14 protein-coding genes are annotated in these 16,492 nt (G+C 46.8%); 7 read left to right on the forward strand and 7 right to left on the reverse strand.

Going from position 1 to position 16,492, the window contains the following annotated elements:
• Positions 1 to 29 precede the first annotated feature (29 nt).
• On the forward strand, positions 30 to 710 hold the full coding sequence (locus Q1A69_RS14265) for a hypothetical protein (RefSeq protein WP_299586624.1): 681 nt from the start codon (positions 30 to 32) through the stop codon (positions 708 to 710).
• Positions 711 to 784: 74 nt separating this feature from the next.
• On the opposite strand, the gene Q1A69_RS14270 is transcribed toward Q1A69_RS14265, so the two are convergent.
• Entirely contained in the window at positions 785 to 1,450 is a 666-nt protein-coding gene (locus Q1A69_RS14270) for an outer membrane beta-barrel protein (protein ID WP_299586627.1), read from the reverse strand.
• A 287-nt stretch (positions 1,451 to 1,737) separates the two neighbouring features.
• Here Q1A69_RS14270 and Q1A69_RS14275 point away from each other — a divergent pair, with 287 nt between their 5' ends.
• Positions 1,738 to 3,162 (forward strand): aryl-sulfate sulfotransferase, encoded by a 1,425-nt coding sequence (locus tag Q1A69_RS14275; protein WP_299586630.1) that lies wholly within the window; start codon positions 1,738 to 1,740, stop codon positions 3,160 to 3,162.
• Positions 3,163 to 3,357: 195 nt separating this feature from the next.
• On the opposite strand, the gene Q1A69_RS14280 is transcribed toward Q1A69_RS14275, so the two are convergent.
• From Q1A69_RS14280 to Q1A69_RS14290, 3 genes are read right to left on the reverse strand one after another with little or no spacing between them, the layout of a single operon-like run.
• Positions 3,358 to 3,660: a putative quinol monooxygenase gene (locus Q1A69_RS14280; RefSeq protein WP_299586632.1), complete on the reverse strand. Its 303-nt coding sequence runs from the start codon at positions 3,658 to 3,660 to the stop codon at positions 3,358 to 3,360.
• Positions 3,661 to 3,680: 20 nt separating this feature from the next.
• Positions 3,681 to 4,259 (reverse strand): DMT family transporter, encoded by a 579-nt coding sequence (locus tag Q1A69_RS14285; RefSeq protein ID WP_299586634.1) that lies wholly within the window; start codon positions 4,257 to 4,259, stop codon positions 3,681 to 3,683.
• 10 nt (positions 4,260 to 4,269) lie between these two features.
• Positions 4,270 to 4,944, reverse strand: coding sequence for a type 1 glutamine amidotransferase domain-containing protein (locus Q1A69_RS14290; protein WP_299586637.1), 675 nt, complete (start codon positions 4,942 to 4,944; stop codon positions 4,270 to 4,272).
• A gap of 119 nt (positions 4,945 to 5,063) precedes the next feature.
• Here Q1A69_RS14290 and Q1A69_RS14295 point away from each other — a divergent pair, with 119 nt between their 5' ends.
• From Q1A69_RS14295 to Q1A69_RS14305, 4 genes are all read left to right on the forward strand, one after another.
• On the forward strand, positions 5,064 to 5,945 hold the full coding sequence (locus Q1A69_RS14295) for a LysR family transcriptional regulator (protein WP_299586640.1): 882 nt from the start codon (positions 5,064 to 5,066) through the stop codon (positions 5,943 to 5,945).
• 51 nt (positions 5,946 to 5,996) lie between these two features.
• Complete coding sequence (locus tag Q1A69_RS14300; protein ID WP_299586643.1) at positions 5,997 to 6,311, forward strand: cupin domain-containing protein; 315 nt, start codon at positions 5,997 to 5,999, stop codon at positions 6,309 to 6,311.
• A gap of 200 nt (positions 6,312 to 6,511) precedes the next feature.
• A complete protein-coding gene (locus Q1A69_RS20410) occupies positions 6,512 to 6,931 on the forward strand; it encodes a DUF1203 domain-containing protein (protein ID WP_366525589.1) in 420 nt (139 codons plus the stop codon).
• A gap of 298 nt (positions 6,932 to 7,229) precedes the next feature.
• On the forward strand, positions 7,230 to 9,062 hold the full coding sequence (locus Q1A69_RS14305; RefSeq protein WP_299586646.1) for an Ig-like domain-containing protein: 1,833 nt from the start codon (positions 7,230 to 7,232) through the stop codon (positions 9,060 to 9,062).
• A gap of 859 nt (positions 9,063 to 9,921) precedes the next feature.
• Here Q1A69_RS14305 and Q1A69_RS14310 read toward each other — a convergent pair.
• Together Q1A69_RS14310 and Q1A69_RS14315 are read right to left on the reverse strand one after the other, a co-directional pair.
• Entirely contained in the window at positions 9,922 to 10,803 is an 882-nt protein-coding gene (locus Q1A69_RS14310; RefSeq protein ID WP_299586648.1) for a polyphosphate kinase 2 family protein, read from the reverse strand.
• 49 nt (positions 10,804 to 10,852) lie between these two features.
• A complete protein-coding gene (locus Q1A69_RS14315; protein ID WP_299586650.1) occupies positions 10,853 to 13,390 on the reverse strand; it encodes a plasma-membrane proton-efflux P-type ATPase in 2,538 nt (845 codons plus the stop codon).
• A 614-nt stretch (positions 13,391 to 14,004) separates the two neighbouring features.
• On the opposite strand from Q1A69_RS14315, the gene Q1A69_RS14320 reads away from it, so the two are divergent.
• The gene (locus tag Q1A69_RS14320) at positions 14,005 to 14,514 is read left to right on the forward strand and encodes an NAD(P)H-dependent oxidoreductase (protein ID WP_299586652.1); all 510 of its coding nucleotides are present in this window, start codon (positions 14,005 to 14,007) and stop codon (positions 14,512 to 14,514) included.
• A gap of 212 nt (positions 14,515 to 14,726) precedes the next feature.
• Here Q1A69_RS14320 and Q1A69_RS14325 read toward each other — a convergent pair whose 3' ends face one another.
• Positions 14,727 to 16,367: an alpha-glucosidase gene (locus tag Q1A69_RS14325; RefSeq protein WP_299586654.1), complete on the reverse strand. Its 1,641-nt coding sequence runs from the start codon at positions 16,365 to 16,367 to the stop codon at positions 14,727 to 14,729.
• Between the last annotated feature and the right edge of the window lie 125 nt (positions 16,368 to 16,492).

Here is a 16,492-nt window from a genome sequence, read left to right on the forward strand (position 1 = left end):
TCTCAAAGGTTGGTTTTACTCTTCATACCATGCGAGTCTTACCCGACGATGCCCCCGAGATGAATGACCTGCCCAAGCGCAGAGTTTTTCATTTTCCCAATACGCATTATGAGGACAGTTTGCGTAAGTTTATGGTGGAGAGTGCGGTAGAGTTATCCTTGGAAAGCAATAACTCCAATAAGAGCTCCCTGGAAAGGCTTGCGGATGATATCGATAATCTCGATAGAAAACTCACCCTTGGCATGTTGCTGGTTGGGGGGGTAGCTGCGGTATTTAATCCCCTCATCGGCGCCGGCCTGGTAGCCAAGGCGGTACTGCCCGGTGTGAGTGGCCTGGTCAATAAGTTCGGCTTGCGCCCAGCCGGAGAAAAATTATCGGAGCTGCAGAGCAAGAAAATGCTTCGTCAGGCGGAGGAGGATGTAGCGAGACAATTCTCAGAGGCCAATACCCTGAAAGTGACCAACCCGATTCTCCAGGAGTTGGAGCTAGCACTGAGAACTACTGAAACTCAGCACGACCCATTGACCGATCCCAATTTGGCCGATGGCTCAATTCCTGAGTTGGATAGTGAACGCTGGCGCGAGCTGACTGAGCGGGCAGTTTACCATGTCTATAAGGATGTTTATCTGGATAAGAAACTGGCCAAGAGGGCTCAGTTGGGGCCGGAGGATTTGCGTTGGTTTGAGGTTCTGTTTACGGGAGCTAAGTAGCTTTACCGTGATTTTTTAGAGGAAAAATTCAGCAGCCGGATTGGCTGCTGAGAAAAATTATACAACGGATTTCTTTAGAAGTTGTATGTCAGTGCCAGGGAGGAAAGACTGGGCTTTCTGTCATCCATTTCGAAAATAGTGTGCTCCAGGCTGAGACTCCAGTTGTTGTAGTTCCAGCCAGCGGAAACACCGTAGTAGAGGTCGGTGCCATCAGTGGTCTCATTATTAGAGAAATCTCCCTGATAATATAAATCATCTGCCACTTGGTCGAACTCATCATTCCATTCAAAGCGTTCACTGAAGCTTCCACTTTGCTTTAATTCGGCATCCCATACTTGATATCCAGCACGTAGACCGGCATAAAAAGTTTTACTGGTGTCGGTGGAGAGGAATACGCCTAACATTTTAGTTTGGGCGTCAATGGTGGCCTTGTAACTAGAGTCGAAATAGTAAGTTCCGTAGCTATCAGGGATGAAGACATTTTGACTGTCTTTTGCTTCTGCCTCGCCCAGATCAGCATAACCGCCCTCAACCGCAAAAAAATTGTTTAGGCGGTATCCCAGTGTGAAAGACCAGCCGTTAGGATCGGAGAGTTTTGTCCCAAACGTGTCTCGTGCTTCTTGCGCGGAGATATCTGTATCTACCTTTCCATAGGAGGATTTTAGATAGAAGCTATTTTCCATTGCCGTAGTGTTGGATGCTGAGAAAGCGATAGCGGAGGCCAGAATAAATCTTTTCAAAGGATATCCTTAAATCATTGTAAAAATGCCACATAATGGGCTTAAATTTGAGAGGGCCAGGGGGGAGCTAGTACCCGCAGAGTGAGGCTTGCCTCAGTCATTTCTTTTAAAAACTGGTATTTATGTACCAGCTCTCAATTTTGGCGGATTTTCCAACATTCAAAGATCTTAGTCAATAACTATCCATTACAGTTTATTGCAAGATATTGAGAAAATTTGTGTCTCCTAAACCACACTGGTATCGCGCCATTTAACAATGCTGTTCGAAATCTTCAGTGAGGATTGCAATGAATAAATTTAGCCATTTGGCTGTTCTTGAAATATTTTTCTTCCTGTTTTTTGTGGTGGGGAGTGTGATGACCTATGGCCAGGAAGGTATTACTGTTCAGTTAACACTCAATACCCATCCTGAAAATACTTTAATGGTTAACGCCAGCGTAATTACTTCTGATAATGCAAGGGTGGCTATCAGATTTAAATCTACGAATACCGACCAGCAGCGTACGGGCTACAGTGAGCTTGCAACAGATCACGAAATGACGGTCGTAGGCTTGCGGGCCGATACGACTTACCGATTTACCGCAGTCGCTCTTCTGGAGACTGGTGAAAGGGTACGCAGTGAGGTGGTGGAATTTAAAACGGGGCCGCAACCCACGGGCGTGCCGAGAGTAGAGCTTCTAAATCAAACGGCAAGCAGTGAGGGCGGGATTACTATTTTTGCACCATCTGCAGATCGGGATAGCACCTTCTACGGGTTCGATGAGGCGGGGGAGCTTGTCTGGTATCTACATGGAAATGTGCCATTGTCAGGTGCGCCGGTAGCGAGAAATTTACACGATGGGCGCCTGCTCTTGTTGCTTGATGGGGAAGCGAGAATTATCTCTTATACAGGAGAGATACTGTCCACTTTCGCTTTACCCGCTTATCACCACGATGTGCAGCTTCTTGAAAACGGAAACTTACTGGTCTTAATCAATGAGACGGGATTCTTCGCTGGAAACTTTCTGCAGGGCGATGCGATTATAGAAATTGACACAAGTGGAAATACGGTTTGGGAATGGTCCGCATTTGACCACATGGATACAGATCGTTTTCCTGGTGCGTTGGCTAACAGGATTTTGTCTAACGGGGCGCTTGACTGGACTCATTCCAATGCCCTCTATTACATCCCTGAGAATAAGTCTATTCTGCTCTCGAGCCGCTCCCAAAGCTGGGTAGTCAATATTGATCATCTGAGCGGCGATGTGAATTGGGTTATGGGAAGGGATATCGATGTTACCGCTGGTTTGGCAGATAAATTCTTTACTTTGGATAGCGGTAACTGGATGGCCTCCCAGCATGCGGCTATGTTGACCGGCAGTGATGAAATACTGATTTATGATAATAGAAATGAATCTGAGTTGAGTGGCAATATTTACAATAGTCGCGCGGTTAAATTTAAACTAAATAAGGCGTCTATGACGGCTGAGCAAACCTGGGAGTTCGTTGCCCCTAAATATACCCAGTCCCTGGGGGATGTGGATGAGCTTCCCGGTGGAAATATACTGTTGTGCGCGGGTGGTCCATCGGATATCAGTACGGGTAGTGATCGGAATGCTTATCTAGTGGAGGTTACTCAGGATGAGATACCGGAGGTTACTTGGCAGTTAAAAGTCAGCGATACAACCATATACCGCGCTGAGCGTATACGTTGGTCGGAATTACTTGAGTAAAGCTTGGATATGGTTAACTAGAGGTGTTAAAACGCTCTCCTCTCCTGTTTTTCTGCAAGATATTAAAGATGTTCTCAAGGAGCAGGAGAGGGAGATTTTATCGTGTACTTATTGAGAGGTTATCTAATTCTTATAAATAGTAACCGTGTTGGATTTTCCTTATTCTATAAATAAGAAATAATTAGCCTAAAAATCTTATTTACTCTTTAGCGCGTCACTGTATTTTTCAATCCTAGGTGCTTCTGCGAGCAGAGGTTGTAATTTTCCCAGTGTATTTTTTAAATGTGCCATATCCCAATGTTGCTGCTCACTTTCCGCAGATTCCCACACCTCAAGGGTAATAAAGGTGTTGTTCTCTTCCCGGGATGGTAGGATTTGATAGCTCAGGCAGCCACTCTCCCTTTCCGAGTCTTCGGCCAGAGTTTTCAATAATTCTACAGCTTGCTGGGTATGGTGTGAAAGTATACTGACTTTTGCCATTACAAATAATTTACTCACTCAAATTCTCCTGTCTATCTTCAACTATTGCGTTTAACAACAAATAAAACACCAATTATCATCATAGCCAAGCCAATAAGACGCTTAATATCCAGGCTGTTTTGTTGGGCGCCAAGCAGGCCAAAGTGATCAATGGCGGCAATGGCAATAAGTTGCCCGAGAAGGACAAAGGATATCGTGTTGCCAACGCCGAACTTGGGCGATACCCAGGTCACGCTAAGAATATAAAAAGCGACTAAAATTCCACCAAGGTACAAATACCACGAGATTTCTTTCTGAAAAATACTCGCGTTAAATCCTTCGGTCTTTAGCAGGTATATTACAGAGATAAGCAGTCCAACAAAAAATAAAACTGTAGTTGCAAGTGCGGAACTGCCGAGTTTGACGCCAAGGCTACTATTCAGGGTAGCCATCACCGGTATACCGATACCAGCCATTAACATCAATGATGGATAGATAATTGAGCTTGGCACTGTATGAGCCTCATAGCAAAGGGATTTGCCCAACATCGAAAGAGGACTGAAAAAATATATCAATGGCGGGCCAATGGTTGGCTTGCTCCAATGAAGACTGATGCAGAGTCCTGCACTAGTCTTCATTGTTCGGTTTTTAGCTGGCAAGCTGCTTAGCGATGGCCTTACCAACGGCGTGTGCACTGGCTGGGTTTTGCCCGGTAATCACACGTCCATCTTCAATAACAAATTCCTGCCAAGGTTGCGCTTTGTTAAATCGAGCAGCTTTTCTGCTAACGGCTTCTTCAAGTAGGAACGGGATGTCCTCAATAGTGCCGAAATCGATCTCTTCCTCGCGGGTAAAAGAGGTTACTGACTTGGTTGCCAGTAAACTCTCACCATTGCTCAAGGTGATGGGCAGTAAGCCTGCGGGGCCGTGGCAAACGGCAGAAACAATGCCTCCGTTTTCGTAGAGCTCTGCACTTAATTTGGCAAAATCTTCATTGCTCGCCAAGTCGGAAAGAAGACCGAATCCTCCTGGGTAGAAAACCGCATCGTAATCTGCGCGACTCAGTTGGCTCACTGGAATGGTGTTATTGATACGATTCTGGAAATTCGCATCGGCAAATACTTGGCTGTTGATCTCGTCGCCCTCAATGTCGGTACCGTAAAGCGGAGCCTTGCCACCTTTAATGGAGGCGATATCGTAATCAATGCCATTTTCATTCAGTACATGTACAACGTGAGTCAACTCTGGGGAATAGGTACCGTTGGCTTGGTCAGTCTCACCAAGAGTTGCGTGGTTGGTTACGGGTATTAGTACTTTCTTCATTTCTCTGTCCTCTGTGCTAATCAATCAGTGGGGAGGATTCTAGATTGTCCTAGTAAAGATGATAATATGCATTTTCAGTGAAATACCTTTGCTATATAGCAATAATCAGGTTTGACAATATGGACAGTTTTGACGGTGTGGTCGAATTTGTGGCCGTAGCAGAGAGCCAGGGATTTTCAGCAGCAGCCAAACACTTGGGGTGTAGTACCAGCCATGTCAGTAGGCAGGTATCGCGTCTGGAAGAACGCCTGGGCAGTGCCTTACTGGCCCGCACCACGCGCTTGGTCAGTTTGACTCAAGCCGGGACTGTTTATTATCAGCGCTGTAAAGAGCTGGTGGTTGGTCTACAGCAGGCCAATGAGCAGGTTAGTCTGCAACAATATGAGCTTAGTGGCACACTGCGGGTGAGCTGCGCGGGAATTTTCGCCGAGCAGTATGTGGCACCGGCGTTAATGGCATTCGGTTTAGAGCATCCAGACCTGAGGATCGATATGGATTTCAATAGCCGAATGGTCAATTTTGTAGAGGATGGTATCGACTTTGCTATCCGTTATGGCCGCCTGGAAGATTCTGGGCTGGTTGCGCGAAAGTTAGCTGACAGGCAGATGATGGCCGTTGCGAGTCCGGATTACCTAAAGCAATTTGGCCGGCCGGCGGGCCCCGGTCAGCTAAAGTCCCACAGCTGCATTGTCGCGAATAATGAAAGTTGGGTCTTCGATATAAACGGGGCCGAGGAGTCAATCCGGGTCGATGGGCGCTGGAGAAGCAATAATGCCCATGCAGTGGTCGAAGCCTGTGAAAAGGGCTTGGGTATTGCCTATATGCCGAAAAGTAGCTTTAGCCGTTCTATAGAAATGCACTTGTTGGAACCAATACTGGAGTCTTTTTGGGGGCGGGGGGCCAGTAGTTGGATTGTTTATCAGAATCGACGTTTCCTACCAATACGTGTACGTATGGCTATTGATTATCTGGTGGACTACTTTTCCGATTGGGAGGAGTAGATGCTATTGAAAAAATCCCCAGTTATGTTCGTCCATCAAAAGTAATTCAAGATGAATAATATATTCGCCCAGCTTCCAATAGACACTAACCGCGAACATTTTTCAGGTATAGTAAAGTCAAAAAATGTACGTATTGAAAGAATTGTATCCTTTGGTCAGTCTTCACCTGAGAAGGGTTGGTATACTCAGGATGAGCATGAATGGGTAATGGTACTATCGGGGTATGGAGATATTGAGTTGGGTTCTGGCAGGGTTGTACGTCTAAAAAAGGGAGATTTTCTTGAGATTAAAGCTGGCCAAAAGCATAGGGTACTAGCGACTGCGCAGGGCATAGCAACGGTTTGGCTGGCCATTTTCTACAAATGAACAGTCTGCTTGAATATATAGACTGAAGATATAAATGCGTTAGCTTTTTCTGTATAGCGATTTGGGTGTAGGTTTTAGTTCCGAATTTGGCCAATATAAGTCTGGCATAGGCAGTAAACTCGGAAGCTAAAGCATACAGGATTGACAGAACTATGGATTTCTTAATAAGAGCGCTCTCGGCAAAAAAATTTCACCGCTTGATGTCGCTATCAGGCTCTCAGCTAAAGCGCCAGAATATATGCTGGAAATATGTAGACAGTAGTCCTGGGTATCCCTGCAGAGTTTCGCTGCAAGACGCTTTACTTGGAGAGCGAGTGCTCTGCATGCCTTTTGCTCACCTGAAGGCAAAGAATTTTTATTGTGCTTCGGGTCCGATATTTGTTCGGGAGAACGCAAAAGAACAATCGTTGAATATGAATGAAATACCAACGATGCTGCGGCACAGGCAGTTGTCTCTGAGAGCATATAGCAGTGAAGATTTAATGGTGATGGCTACGATATGCGAGGGTGTGGAGCTGGAGGGAGAGATAAATAAATTATTGTGCTCTGCAGCGGTCAACTATATTCATATTCACAATGCCATTCCCGGGTGCTTTAACTGCGCGGTCTATCGTGTTTGATTCCTAATATCTGTTTGCTTTTCTTTAGTTGTCTAGTGATTTTTTATCAGGATTATTTAATGCGTCAATGAAGTTCTATTGCATTGGTATATCTTAAATATCTATAGAGCTTGGTTGAATACTATCCTCACCTTTGTTTAAATAAGTAATTCCTGCCACATTTAGAGCCTATTCGGACATTGTAGGATTTTCCCTTTCACACTTGATTGTATGAGCGTAATGTAATTTTATGCGCCATACAATTTTAATTGGTGGCCCTATCTTTTTAAGCCTTTCATTATTAGCCTGGAGTATTTAGATGAAAGTTGGTTTTTTGAAGGCGATACTATATGTGGCAATTGTATCGTCGCTTACAGCTTGTAGTGGTGGTTCAGGCAGTAATGATTCTGTAGATACAATATCGCCTAGTGTTACTTTAAATCCTGCCAGTGGCGATACCCTGTCTTTGACTGGCAGTGTGACTTTGGACTTTAGTGAAGCGATTATTCTTAGCGATATTATTTTAACTGGCGATATGGAGAGACGTGGAGTACTTACCCAATTCGATGCTGACACCTTGAAGCTCTCCCCGAAGGAGAAATGGGAAGAGGGGAAGGTTCTATCCCTTCTAATTAATGCCAAAGATACTGCGGGGAATAGGATGCAGGAGGTGACCGCAAACTATCAGATTGAGGCGGTTGCCCCAGAACTAGTGAGCATTTCACCAGCCGGAGAACGCCTGGAGAAGGGAGGCACAATTACTGTGCAATTTTCTGAGACTATGAATCAAGAAAGCTTGCAGCTTACCGGGTCGCTAACGGTTGATGCATATGATCTCGTCTGGTTAGAGGGCAGCAGGGTAAATGATACGCTCCGTATTTCCCCAAAAAAAGGATGGATATCTGGAAAGGACCGAACTTTTGCCCTAGAAGTTGAGGATAGCGTTGGAAATAAGCTTTCCAATTTTGAGGCAAGTTTTACAGTCCCATTATATTTTAAAAATTTTGATGCTGCTCAGGTGGTTGTTGGGCAGGAAGATTTCTCTAGCACTGTATCGGGACTCAATGAAAAGAATATTGCTGAGTATCCTATAGGTTCTGTAGCAGTGAGTGATAATGGGAAGCTCTTTATCAGTGATACAGGAAATAATAGAGTTCTAGGCTATAATGAAATTCCAAAAGTTAACGGTGCTCCAGCCAATTTTGTTCTTGGCCAAGAGGATTTATATAGCGCTGTATCGAATAATGACAGTACCCTTACTAAGGGATATGGTAAGCCCACGAGAGTGAGTATTTCGAAAAATAAGCTTTTAGTTACTCAGGCCTTTATTCGGCGTAGTTTTCTGTATGATGAGGTTCCAGAAGATGGAGAGGCCAGTCCGCATCTGGCGTTGGGGTTAAGGGACGGTGATGGTGATACTTGCAATAGTTCTGAATTTAGCTTTTTAGAGTCTTCAATTGTGGTCAACGGAAAGATCATTGCCGCGGATACGGGTAATTCTCGTATATTGATATGGGATGAGTTACCGAATGAGCATGAGGCCCCTGCAAATCTTGTACTTGGTCAGTCATCATTTAATCATTGCCTTGCCAATGATGATAAGCAAGATGGCTCTAGTAGTGCCACTACTGCGAGAACACTTTCCCAGCCCAATGATATTTGGAGCGATGGAGAGAAATTGGCTGTTGTTGATACCTTGAATAATCGAGTTCTGCTATGGAATACTTTTCCTAAGAGTAATTTTGTACCAGCGGATGTGGTTCTCGGACAGAAAAATTTTTCTGTTAACCAGGGTGGATCTGGCACTGGGGACGCCGCCGATTGGCCGGTGACCAATAAAACCTTTAATGAGCCCTATTTGGGAATTTGGTCTAATGGGTTACAGTTGTTCCTGGTCGATGGTGTAAACCATCGGGTACTGATTTGGGATCAATGGCCAGAGAATAATTTTGCCGCGGCAGATTGGGTTATAGGGCAAAGTGATTTCGAAAAAAATGCTTTTAATGATACCGATCAAAACGGCACAAATAACCAAGGTGAATTACCAAGTGCATCCACATTGAAATGGCCAGAGGGGGTAGTTGGATATCAAGACAAGTTATTTGTTACCGACAGTGGAAACAATCGTATATTAATATTTAAGTCTCGTTAGGCTGTTGGCTGTTGGCTGATGCGGGCTTAATTAATAATGTCAATGTTTTATAAAGTATATGCTAGCAGGCTCCAGTCGGAACCTGCTGGTATAGTTAATGCGTTTAGGGGTCTCTGAGTTATTATCTAATATCTCCGTGTAGCGTGTGTAGTCTGCAGGAGTAAGTGTTACCTCAGGGGCTTTTCTGGATATTCACACGCTGTGTTACTTTTTCTTAAAGATCTAGATGTTTCTACGGGGCGGAGCCTGGACTGTAAGTCTCTCTAAAAGTCAGAGATATTGCAGGAGTATTGGGAGTTTTTTTTAAATAAAAAAGATACTTACAATGTGGCCCGCGAAGAAGATCATGAAGGTCATACTTAGAAATATGTTGTTCTACCTGTATAGGTAGATAAATGTTGATGTGGGATTTTTATGCAGGGTAGGGGTTGTGTGCACTCTGGTTGTTGTTTGTCTGCCCCGGAGAGATGGCCTTCGATGTTTATCCAACACCAGGTTCCGATAGATTTCTGCTTATAGGGAAAATCTACACCAAAAATCCTAAGCGTTTACCTACAGATGTTGGATGGGGGAATATAGTTACAGGGCTCCCCTTGAAATAAAAATACCTAAAGGTGTTTTCTACTCTTATTTTTTAGAGCATCTTTCGGTCAAGGGTTTTTCGATACACCACGTAATGCAAGGTTGATATTAAGGGTTGGTGATATTTTTCGATGGATGCTTCCTGGCTTTGAATGTCATGTTTATCAATATATCATCACTCCGTCGGATGTTACGGCCTTTACGTTTATATGGGGTTCCATTCTGGGTTCTGAAATACATTCTAAGGGTGTCAAACATAGTATGACTTCTTGATCGGTCAGCCGTTCTTTCTACTTTTAGTGGAACTCTCCAACAGGCCCTCTTTTTCCTCCAAGTTGTCCAGTTTGAAATATTTTCGCTTTATTTCGTTAATATCTACACTGGGTTTTGGAAAACTCATGCTTAAGGATTCCATGGCGTCAGCTACTATAGAGGCAACAGCCAGATTCCTAAACCACTTATGGTTAGCTGGAATCACAAACCAAGGTGCGTGGGGTTTGCTACAGCGTTTAAAAACCTCCTCGAAGGCTTGCGTATAAGGGTCCCAGTAGCTGGCTTCCGTATAATCACTTTCACTAATTTTCCAGTGTTTACTGGGATCGTCGATGCGTTGTTTAAAGCGTTTAAGCTGCTCATCTGCATCAATATGCAGAAAAAATTTCAGAACCAGTGTTTGTTGATCTGCGAGCAATTCTTCGAAGTGATTGATATGATCATAGCGCCTGGACCAGATACTCTCCGGTACCATATTATGTACCCGCTGGACTAAAACATCCTCGTAGTGCGAGCGATTAAAAATAGCTACATGCCCCTGGGCTGGAGTTACTTTATGGCAGCGCCAGAGAAAGTCATGGGCGGCTTCCTCTTTGGAGGGTTGTTTGAAACTGGTAACCGTACACCCCTGGGGGTTCATGGCCCCGAGGACATGGTTGATGGTGCCATCTTTACCCGCTGCATCCCGCCCCTGTAGGCAAATTAATAGGGAGTGCTTGTGTTCGGCATACATCAGGTATTGCTGAGCGCGAATCCTTTTATCTAGTTGATCAATGATCGGTTGCGCTTCTTCTCGATTACTGTAGCAGTCTTTAAAATTGGCATCGATATTATCTAGTTGTATTTTGCTTCCGGGTTTTACCTGGAATGCTTCGAAGCAGTTCATAATTTTCATTCTTTATTTTGTATTAAATAGTTCAGTGGCTCGCGGCGGGTTAGATATCCTGTAGACGGCGATAAAGTAGTTTTTTTATCAGGTCCAGTATAAACATCCACAAAATCATATAGAGCCAAACGAGCCCGATAATCCGCCAGGGTATTGCGGGTACCAGCCAGCCAAAACCACACATTAATACCGTCAAAATCTGGGTGCTGACGATGGCTATAAATAATTTCATTGCGGGTAACGGCTTGGCAAAAAAGGCGGCACGGGAGCGCACGACAAATAGTAGTAAGTGACCGCCGGCGACAATCTGTAAAAATATAATTGTTTGTATTTGGGGTTTGCTCAATGTAATCCAAGATTGCCAGTGACTGTTTTGTAGCCACTCCATACCAATCAACAGTAACCCCATAGTTTGCGCAATAGAAAAAACGCCGATAATGGTTGATCCCAATAATAAATCGCGCATTTCCCAGTGAACTGGCTCTTTTGGCAAGAGGGTATTGTCGTAGGCGATGGTCATAATGGGGATATCGTCGAGTAATGCCACCAGTACGATCATTACCGGAGTGAGAGGAGAAAACCCGAAGAGAATGGTGGCAAAGACCACCACGACCATGATATCCAGCGTCATGGACACTCTGAAGAGCACATAATTAATAATACGTTCAAAAATTTTGCGCGACTCATCAATGGCATCCACAACAGTAGAGAGGCCTGGTGCGGTAAGAATAATGGCAGCGGCAGCTCGGGCAGCATCTGTGGCGCCACTTACGGCGATACCACAGTCGGCCTGTTTCAGGGCGGGAGCATCGTTCACGCCATCGCCGGTCATTGCTACCTGGTGGCCCCGTTCTTGTAGGGCTTTTACGATTGCGTATTTGTGCTCAGGAAAAACGCGGCCAAAGCCGTCGGCACGTTCGACACAATCGACCACTTGCTTGGATAAGTGGTCCATGTTTTCTGAGTCAGTGAACACATCGGCGGCGGCATAAATTTTTTGACCTATACCCACCTGAGCGGCAATTTCCTTGCCGATGGCGACATCGTCGCCGGTGATCATTTTTACCTGTAGGCCGTGTTCCCTGGCCCGACTAATGGTCTGTTTAGAGTCATCACGAGGCGGGTCCTCTAAAGATAAGATGCCAAGAAGCTCCCAGGTTTTTCCATCACTGGAGCGCGCTACGCCCAGAGAGCGTAAACCCCGAGCGGCGAGTTCTTGAACGCAGGCTGAAGCTTTCCCTTTGGCTTCACTGCTGAGCTGACTTAACGCCATCACAGCCTGGGGCGCACCTTTGCAAAAAAACAGGGTATTTCCGCTGGCATCTATTACCTGCGCCTGTGCCCGCTTACTCACCGGGTCGAAAGGGGTGAATTCTTTGAGTTGGTAATTGTTCAGCGTACTCTGATCCTTGAGACCGCTGAATATCGCCTGATCGATGGGGTCACTTGAGCCTTTTTCTGAGGCGATTGCAGCGGCGAGGGTTAATTGCTCTGGATTATCAGCGGCAAACAATTTGGGGTCGTGGAGGCTCAGTTGGTTCTTAGTGAGTGTCCCCGTTTTATCTGAGCAGAGAATATCGACACCGGCAAGCTCCTCAATAGACTCTAATCGCGACACTATCGCTTTTTTGCGGGACAGGGCCAGGGCGCCGAGGGCGTTAGTGACGGTAATCACCGAGGGCATGGCCACGGGAATCGAGGCAATTAATAGAACAAGGACTGTACGTAAAATATTAACAATGTCCGACCAGTGCCAACTGGGGGCCACCACTATATCCCGATAGAGCTGGGTACCTACCAGTAACAAAGCCAGCACCAGGCACAGCACTATCAGGAAATCGCCAATATGAGTAACGGCTTTTTGTGAGTGGGAGGCGCCTTGACCGGCACCGGCTACCAGCTTTGCGGTGCGGCCAAAAAAAGTATTGCGCCCGGTGCCAATAGTAACGGCGATCATTTCACCGCGCTTGGCAATACTACTGGAATAACCGATGTCTCCTATTTTTTTGCTGACCGGTAATGACTCACCCGTAAGGGCAGCCTGATCGATACTGATAGATTTACCATCGACAAAGCGCACATCTGCGGGCACAACCTGGCCGAGCTTAATTCGCACTATATCCCCGGGAACCACATCGGCCGCGTCAATGGTATGAAAACTACCATCGCGCAACACTTCCGCCTGCGGCGCCATACTGGCCTTGAGCGCGGCCAGAGCATTGGAGGCCTTGTGCTCCTGCCAAAATCCCGCTATCGCGTTGTAAAGTAGTAGCGCCATAATAATGGCGAAGTCTGGCCAGTGACCGATAAGTGCCGAAAGCAGGGCGGCGGCTTCGATCATCCAGGGAATGGGTCCCCAAAAAAAACGCAGAAACTTGAGTAGTGCGCTTTGTTCTTTCTCCTGGATGCTGTTGGGGCCATAGCGTTGCAGCCGTGACTCGGCCTCGGCCTGGCTTAACCCCTGAGGCGAGGTGTTGAGTGCCTGGTATACGGAGGGTAAATCGGCTTTCTGCAGGTCAACCTGGGAGCCTTTTAAGTCGGCTTTATTGGCGTTTCCGCTTTCGGATTTTGGTCCGGGTATTGGCACGGATTGATTCCGCCTGTTGAAAATAATTTCCCGTCGAATGGACCGCCTGTCAACGACAGTTGGGGTTAAATACGGCTAATCATTCTTTAATGATTGGGCGGCGTATTCATATTATTTGAACATTATAGGCTGTGATCTGACGGGCACCCGTAGCTAATAGTTTTCACCTAAAGACATCCTCTATTAAAGGTGTCCAGGCTGAAGTCCCAAAAGGCTTTAACGCGTGCTGAATTGCGTATTTGAGGATGAGAAAGTAACCAGAAATGGCTTTGGAACTCTTTAATCTCGCATACTTTCTTTAGTTTGTAAGGTTGCACCATTTTTTGGTCCCCTTCGGGTAAAATGCAAAACCCAGCTTTGCATTGGCTGCACTCTGTAGGGAGCCGTGATCTGCCACGGCTATCAGGTATCGAAGATCGTTCCAGTCCATCATTTTGCGCTTATGCAATTATTAATTGCAAAAATTGATAATTGAGTTGCCAATATGCAGAGATCATGGTCTCCGCATCACTGGTATTCACTAGCTGGAGAGACTATGAGTCACAAAATTCTTGCCATTTATGCCTTTGCTTTAGGGGGGGCACTGGACTTCCTGGTCATTGGCCGAGCACTGGTTGTCACGACAGACTGCCACTGAAGTCACCGAATTGGATTTAAGTGTTAATCCGGTTCCGCATTTGAGCGGTGAAATGGTAAGCGCCTTCTTCACCCCTGAGGAACAGAAAAGTGCAGCCCAGAAAGCGCTAACGGAGTATTCGGACAACCTTATTGAACAGGTCAAAAATGCAGATACGGTACTGATTGCAGCACCCATGTATAACTTTGGTAGCCCATCTACTCTGAAAGCTTGGTTTGATCACTTAGCGCGGGCGGGGGTGATTTTTACGTACACAGAAAATGGGCCAGAGGGTCTGATTAGAGATACCAAAGTGGTATTGGTTACGACATCTGGCGGTTTCTATAAAGATTCTGTCATTGATTTTCATGTGTCCTACATCAAGCATTTTCTCTCATTTATTGGCATCGACGATGTCGCTGTCATTTATGCCGAAGGGCGGAATATGGGGGATGAGCACAAAGAGATTGCCTTAATTCAGGCTAAGGTGGCTCTTGAAGCGATCTGATCTATGAGGCGCACAGCAAAGTTAAGCAAAATAAAAAAGCCGGCTTTGGGCCGGCGAAGAAGCGGACGTCGAAAGGATAAGTGACGTTGCAGAGAGACAGAAAAACTAACCAATAGCTGTTGGGAGAGATACTGTCGTTTTTCTGAATTGATCGCCGGTGGCTATAGGCACCGGCGTAAGTAGCTCTTCCCCGAATTGTTAAAAGCCTGCGATCAAGGGATGCTTTGCAGCACACAGGCGCCGGCGGGGGGGAGAACCAGTGTGCTGCCACTGTGCTCCTTGGCAAACAGGTTTGGAGTAATATCCTCGGCACCGACAAATGCTTCTGGCAAGGAGAATACCTCTTCCGTCGCCCCCAGGTTTAGGACCACCAGGAGTCTTTCTTTTTCGGTGTGCCGTACGAACACCATTAAGTCGTTGTCCGTATCGATCACTTCCTGTTGCGCGGTCGCCAGGCTGTTTGGTAGATGTCGGTGCCACTCGATCAGCGCGCGGAACTGGTTGAGCATGGAGTATTGACTGTCTTCCTGCAGGTTTACGGCAAGGTTCTGGTGCTCTTCTGAAACCGGCAGCCAGGGTTTGCCGGTAGTGAAGCCGGCGTTATCTGCACTGGTATTTGTCCAGGGCATGGGTGTGCGGCAGCCGTCGCGACCCTTGAACTCCGGCCACAGATTAATGCCGTAGGGGTCGACTAAATCCTCAAAGGCAATATCCGCTTCCGCTAATCCCAATTCCTCCCCCTGATACACACAGACGCTGCCGCGCAGTGTCAGCTGCATCAACAGAAACAGAGGCGTGCGTTTGTGCGCGAGTGCCGGGCTAAAGCCGCGGTTCCAGCGAGTAATGGAGCGCGGTACATCGTGGTTACTAATGGACCAGCAGGGCCATCCTTTTTCAATTACCGCGCGGTTCTTTTCCAGGGTTTCGCGCAGGAATGGCGCGCTGCAGTCCTCGGTTAATAAATCGAAGGAGTAGGCCATGTGCAGGCGCTGGTCTGTAGTGTATTCGGCCATGATTTTGTGGGTGTTGTCGTCGCCCACCTCGCCTACGGTAACGGTGCCGGGATATTGATCCAGCAACTTGCGCACACGCTGTAAAAACACCAGATTTTCTGGCTGGGATTTGTCGTTCTTGTGCCATTGGTAATCGTAGTGATTGACCGGGGGCAGCCCTTTCTCGTCCAGCTTGAGTGGGCGCGCGGGATTGTCGTTGAGGGCTTGCTGATGGAAGATAAAATTGACGGCGTCCAGACGGAATCCATCCACACCCCGGTCGAGCCAGAATTTCATATCCGCCAGTAGTTGCTCCTGCACCTCGGGGTTGTGCACATTGAGGTCCGGCTGCTCTTTGAGGAAATTGGCGAGGTAATACTGGCGGCGGCGGGTGCACCAGCGCCAGGAGCCGCCACCGAATACGGATACCCAGTTGTTGGGCGGGTTGCCGTCGTCTTTAGGGTCCTGCCATACATACCAGTCTGCTTTCGGATTGTCACGACTGGCACGGCTTTCTTCAAACCAGGGGTGACGGTCGGAAGTGTGGCTCAGGATCTGATCGATAATGATTTTCAGACCGCGGGCGTGGGCCGCTTCGATCAGTTGATCGAAATCCTGCAGACGGCCAAAAATCGGGTCCACATCGCGATAGTCCGCCACGTCATACCCGAAATCGACCATGGGGGATTTAAAAAAGGGTGAAATCCAGATGGCATCGACGCCGAGGGACTTCACGTAATCCAGCTTTTGCGTAATACCGGGGAGATCGCCGATACCATCGCCATTTGCGTCGCAGAAGCTGCGGGGATAAATCTGGTAAATAACGCTGTTACGCCACCACTCGGTACTGTTGCCGCTCATGGATTACTGCCTTGTTTCAATATTCGATGCGTGGGGCGGGCCCACCCTGATTAAGGATGGGAGGAGTATGGCTGAGGGTGGGGCCGCCTTCCTCCTCCCCGCAGAGGGGGGGAGAGGGGGCGTTT

It is taken from the genome of uncultured Microbulbifer sp. (assembly GCF_947498635.1).
Taxonomy (GTDB): domain Bacteria; phylum Pseudomonadota; class Gammaproteobacteria; order Pseudomonadales; family Cellvibrionaceae; genus Microbulbifer; species Microbulbifer echini.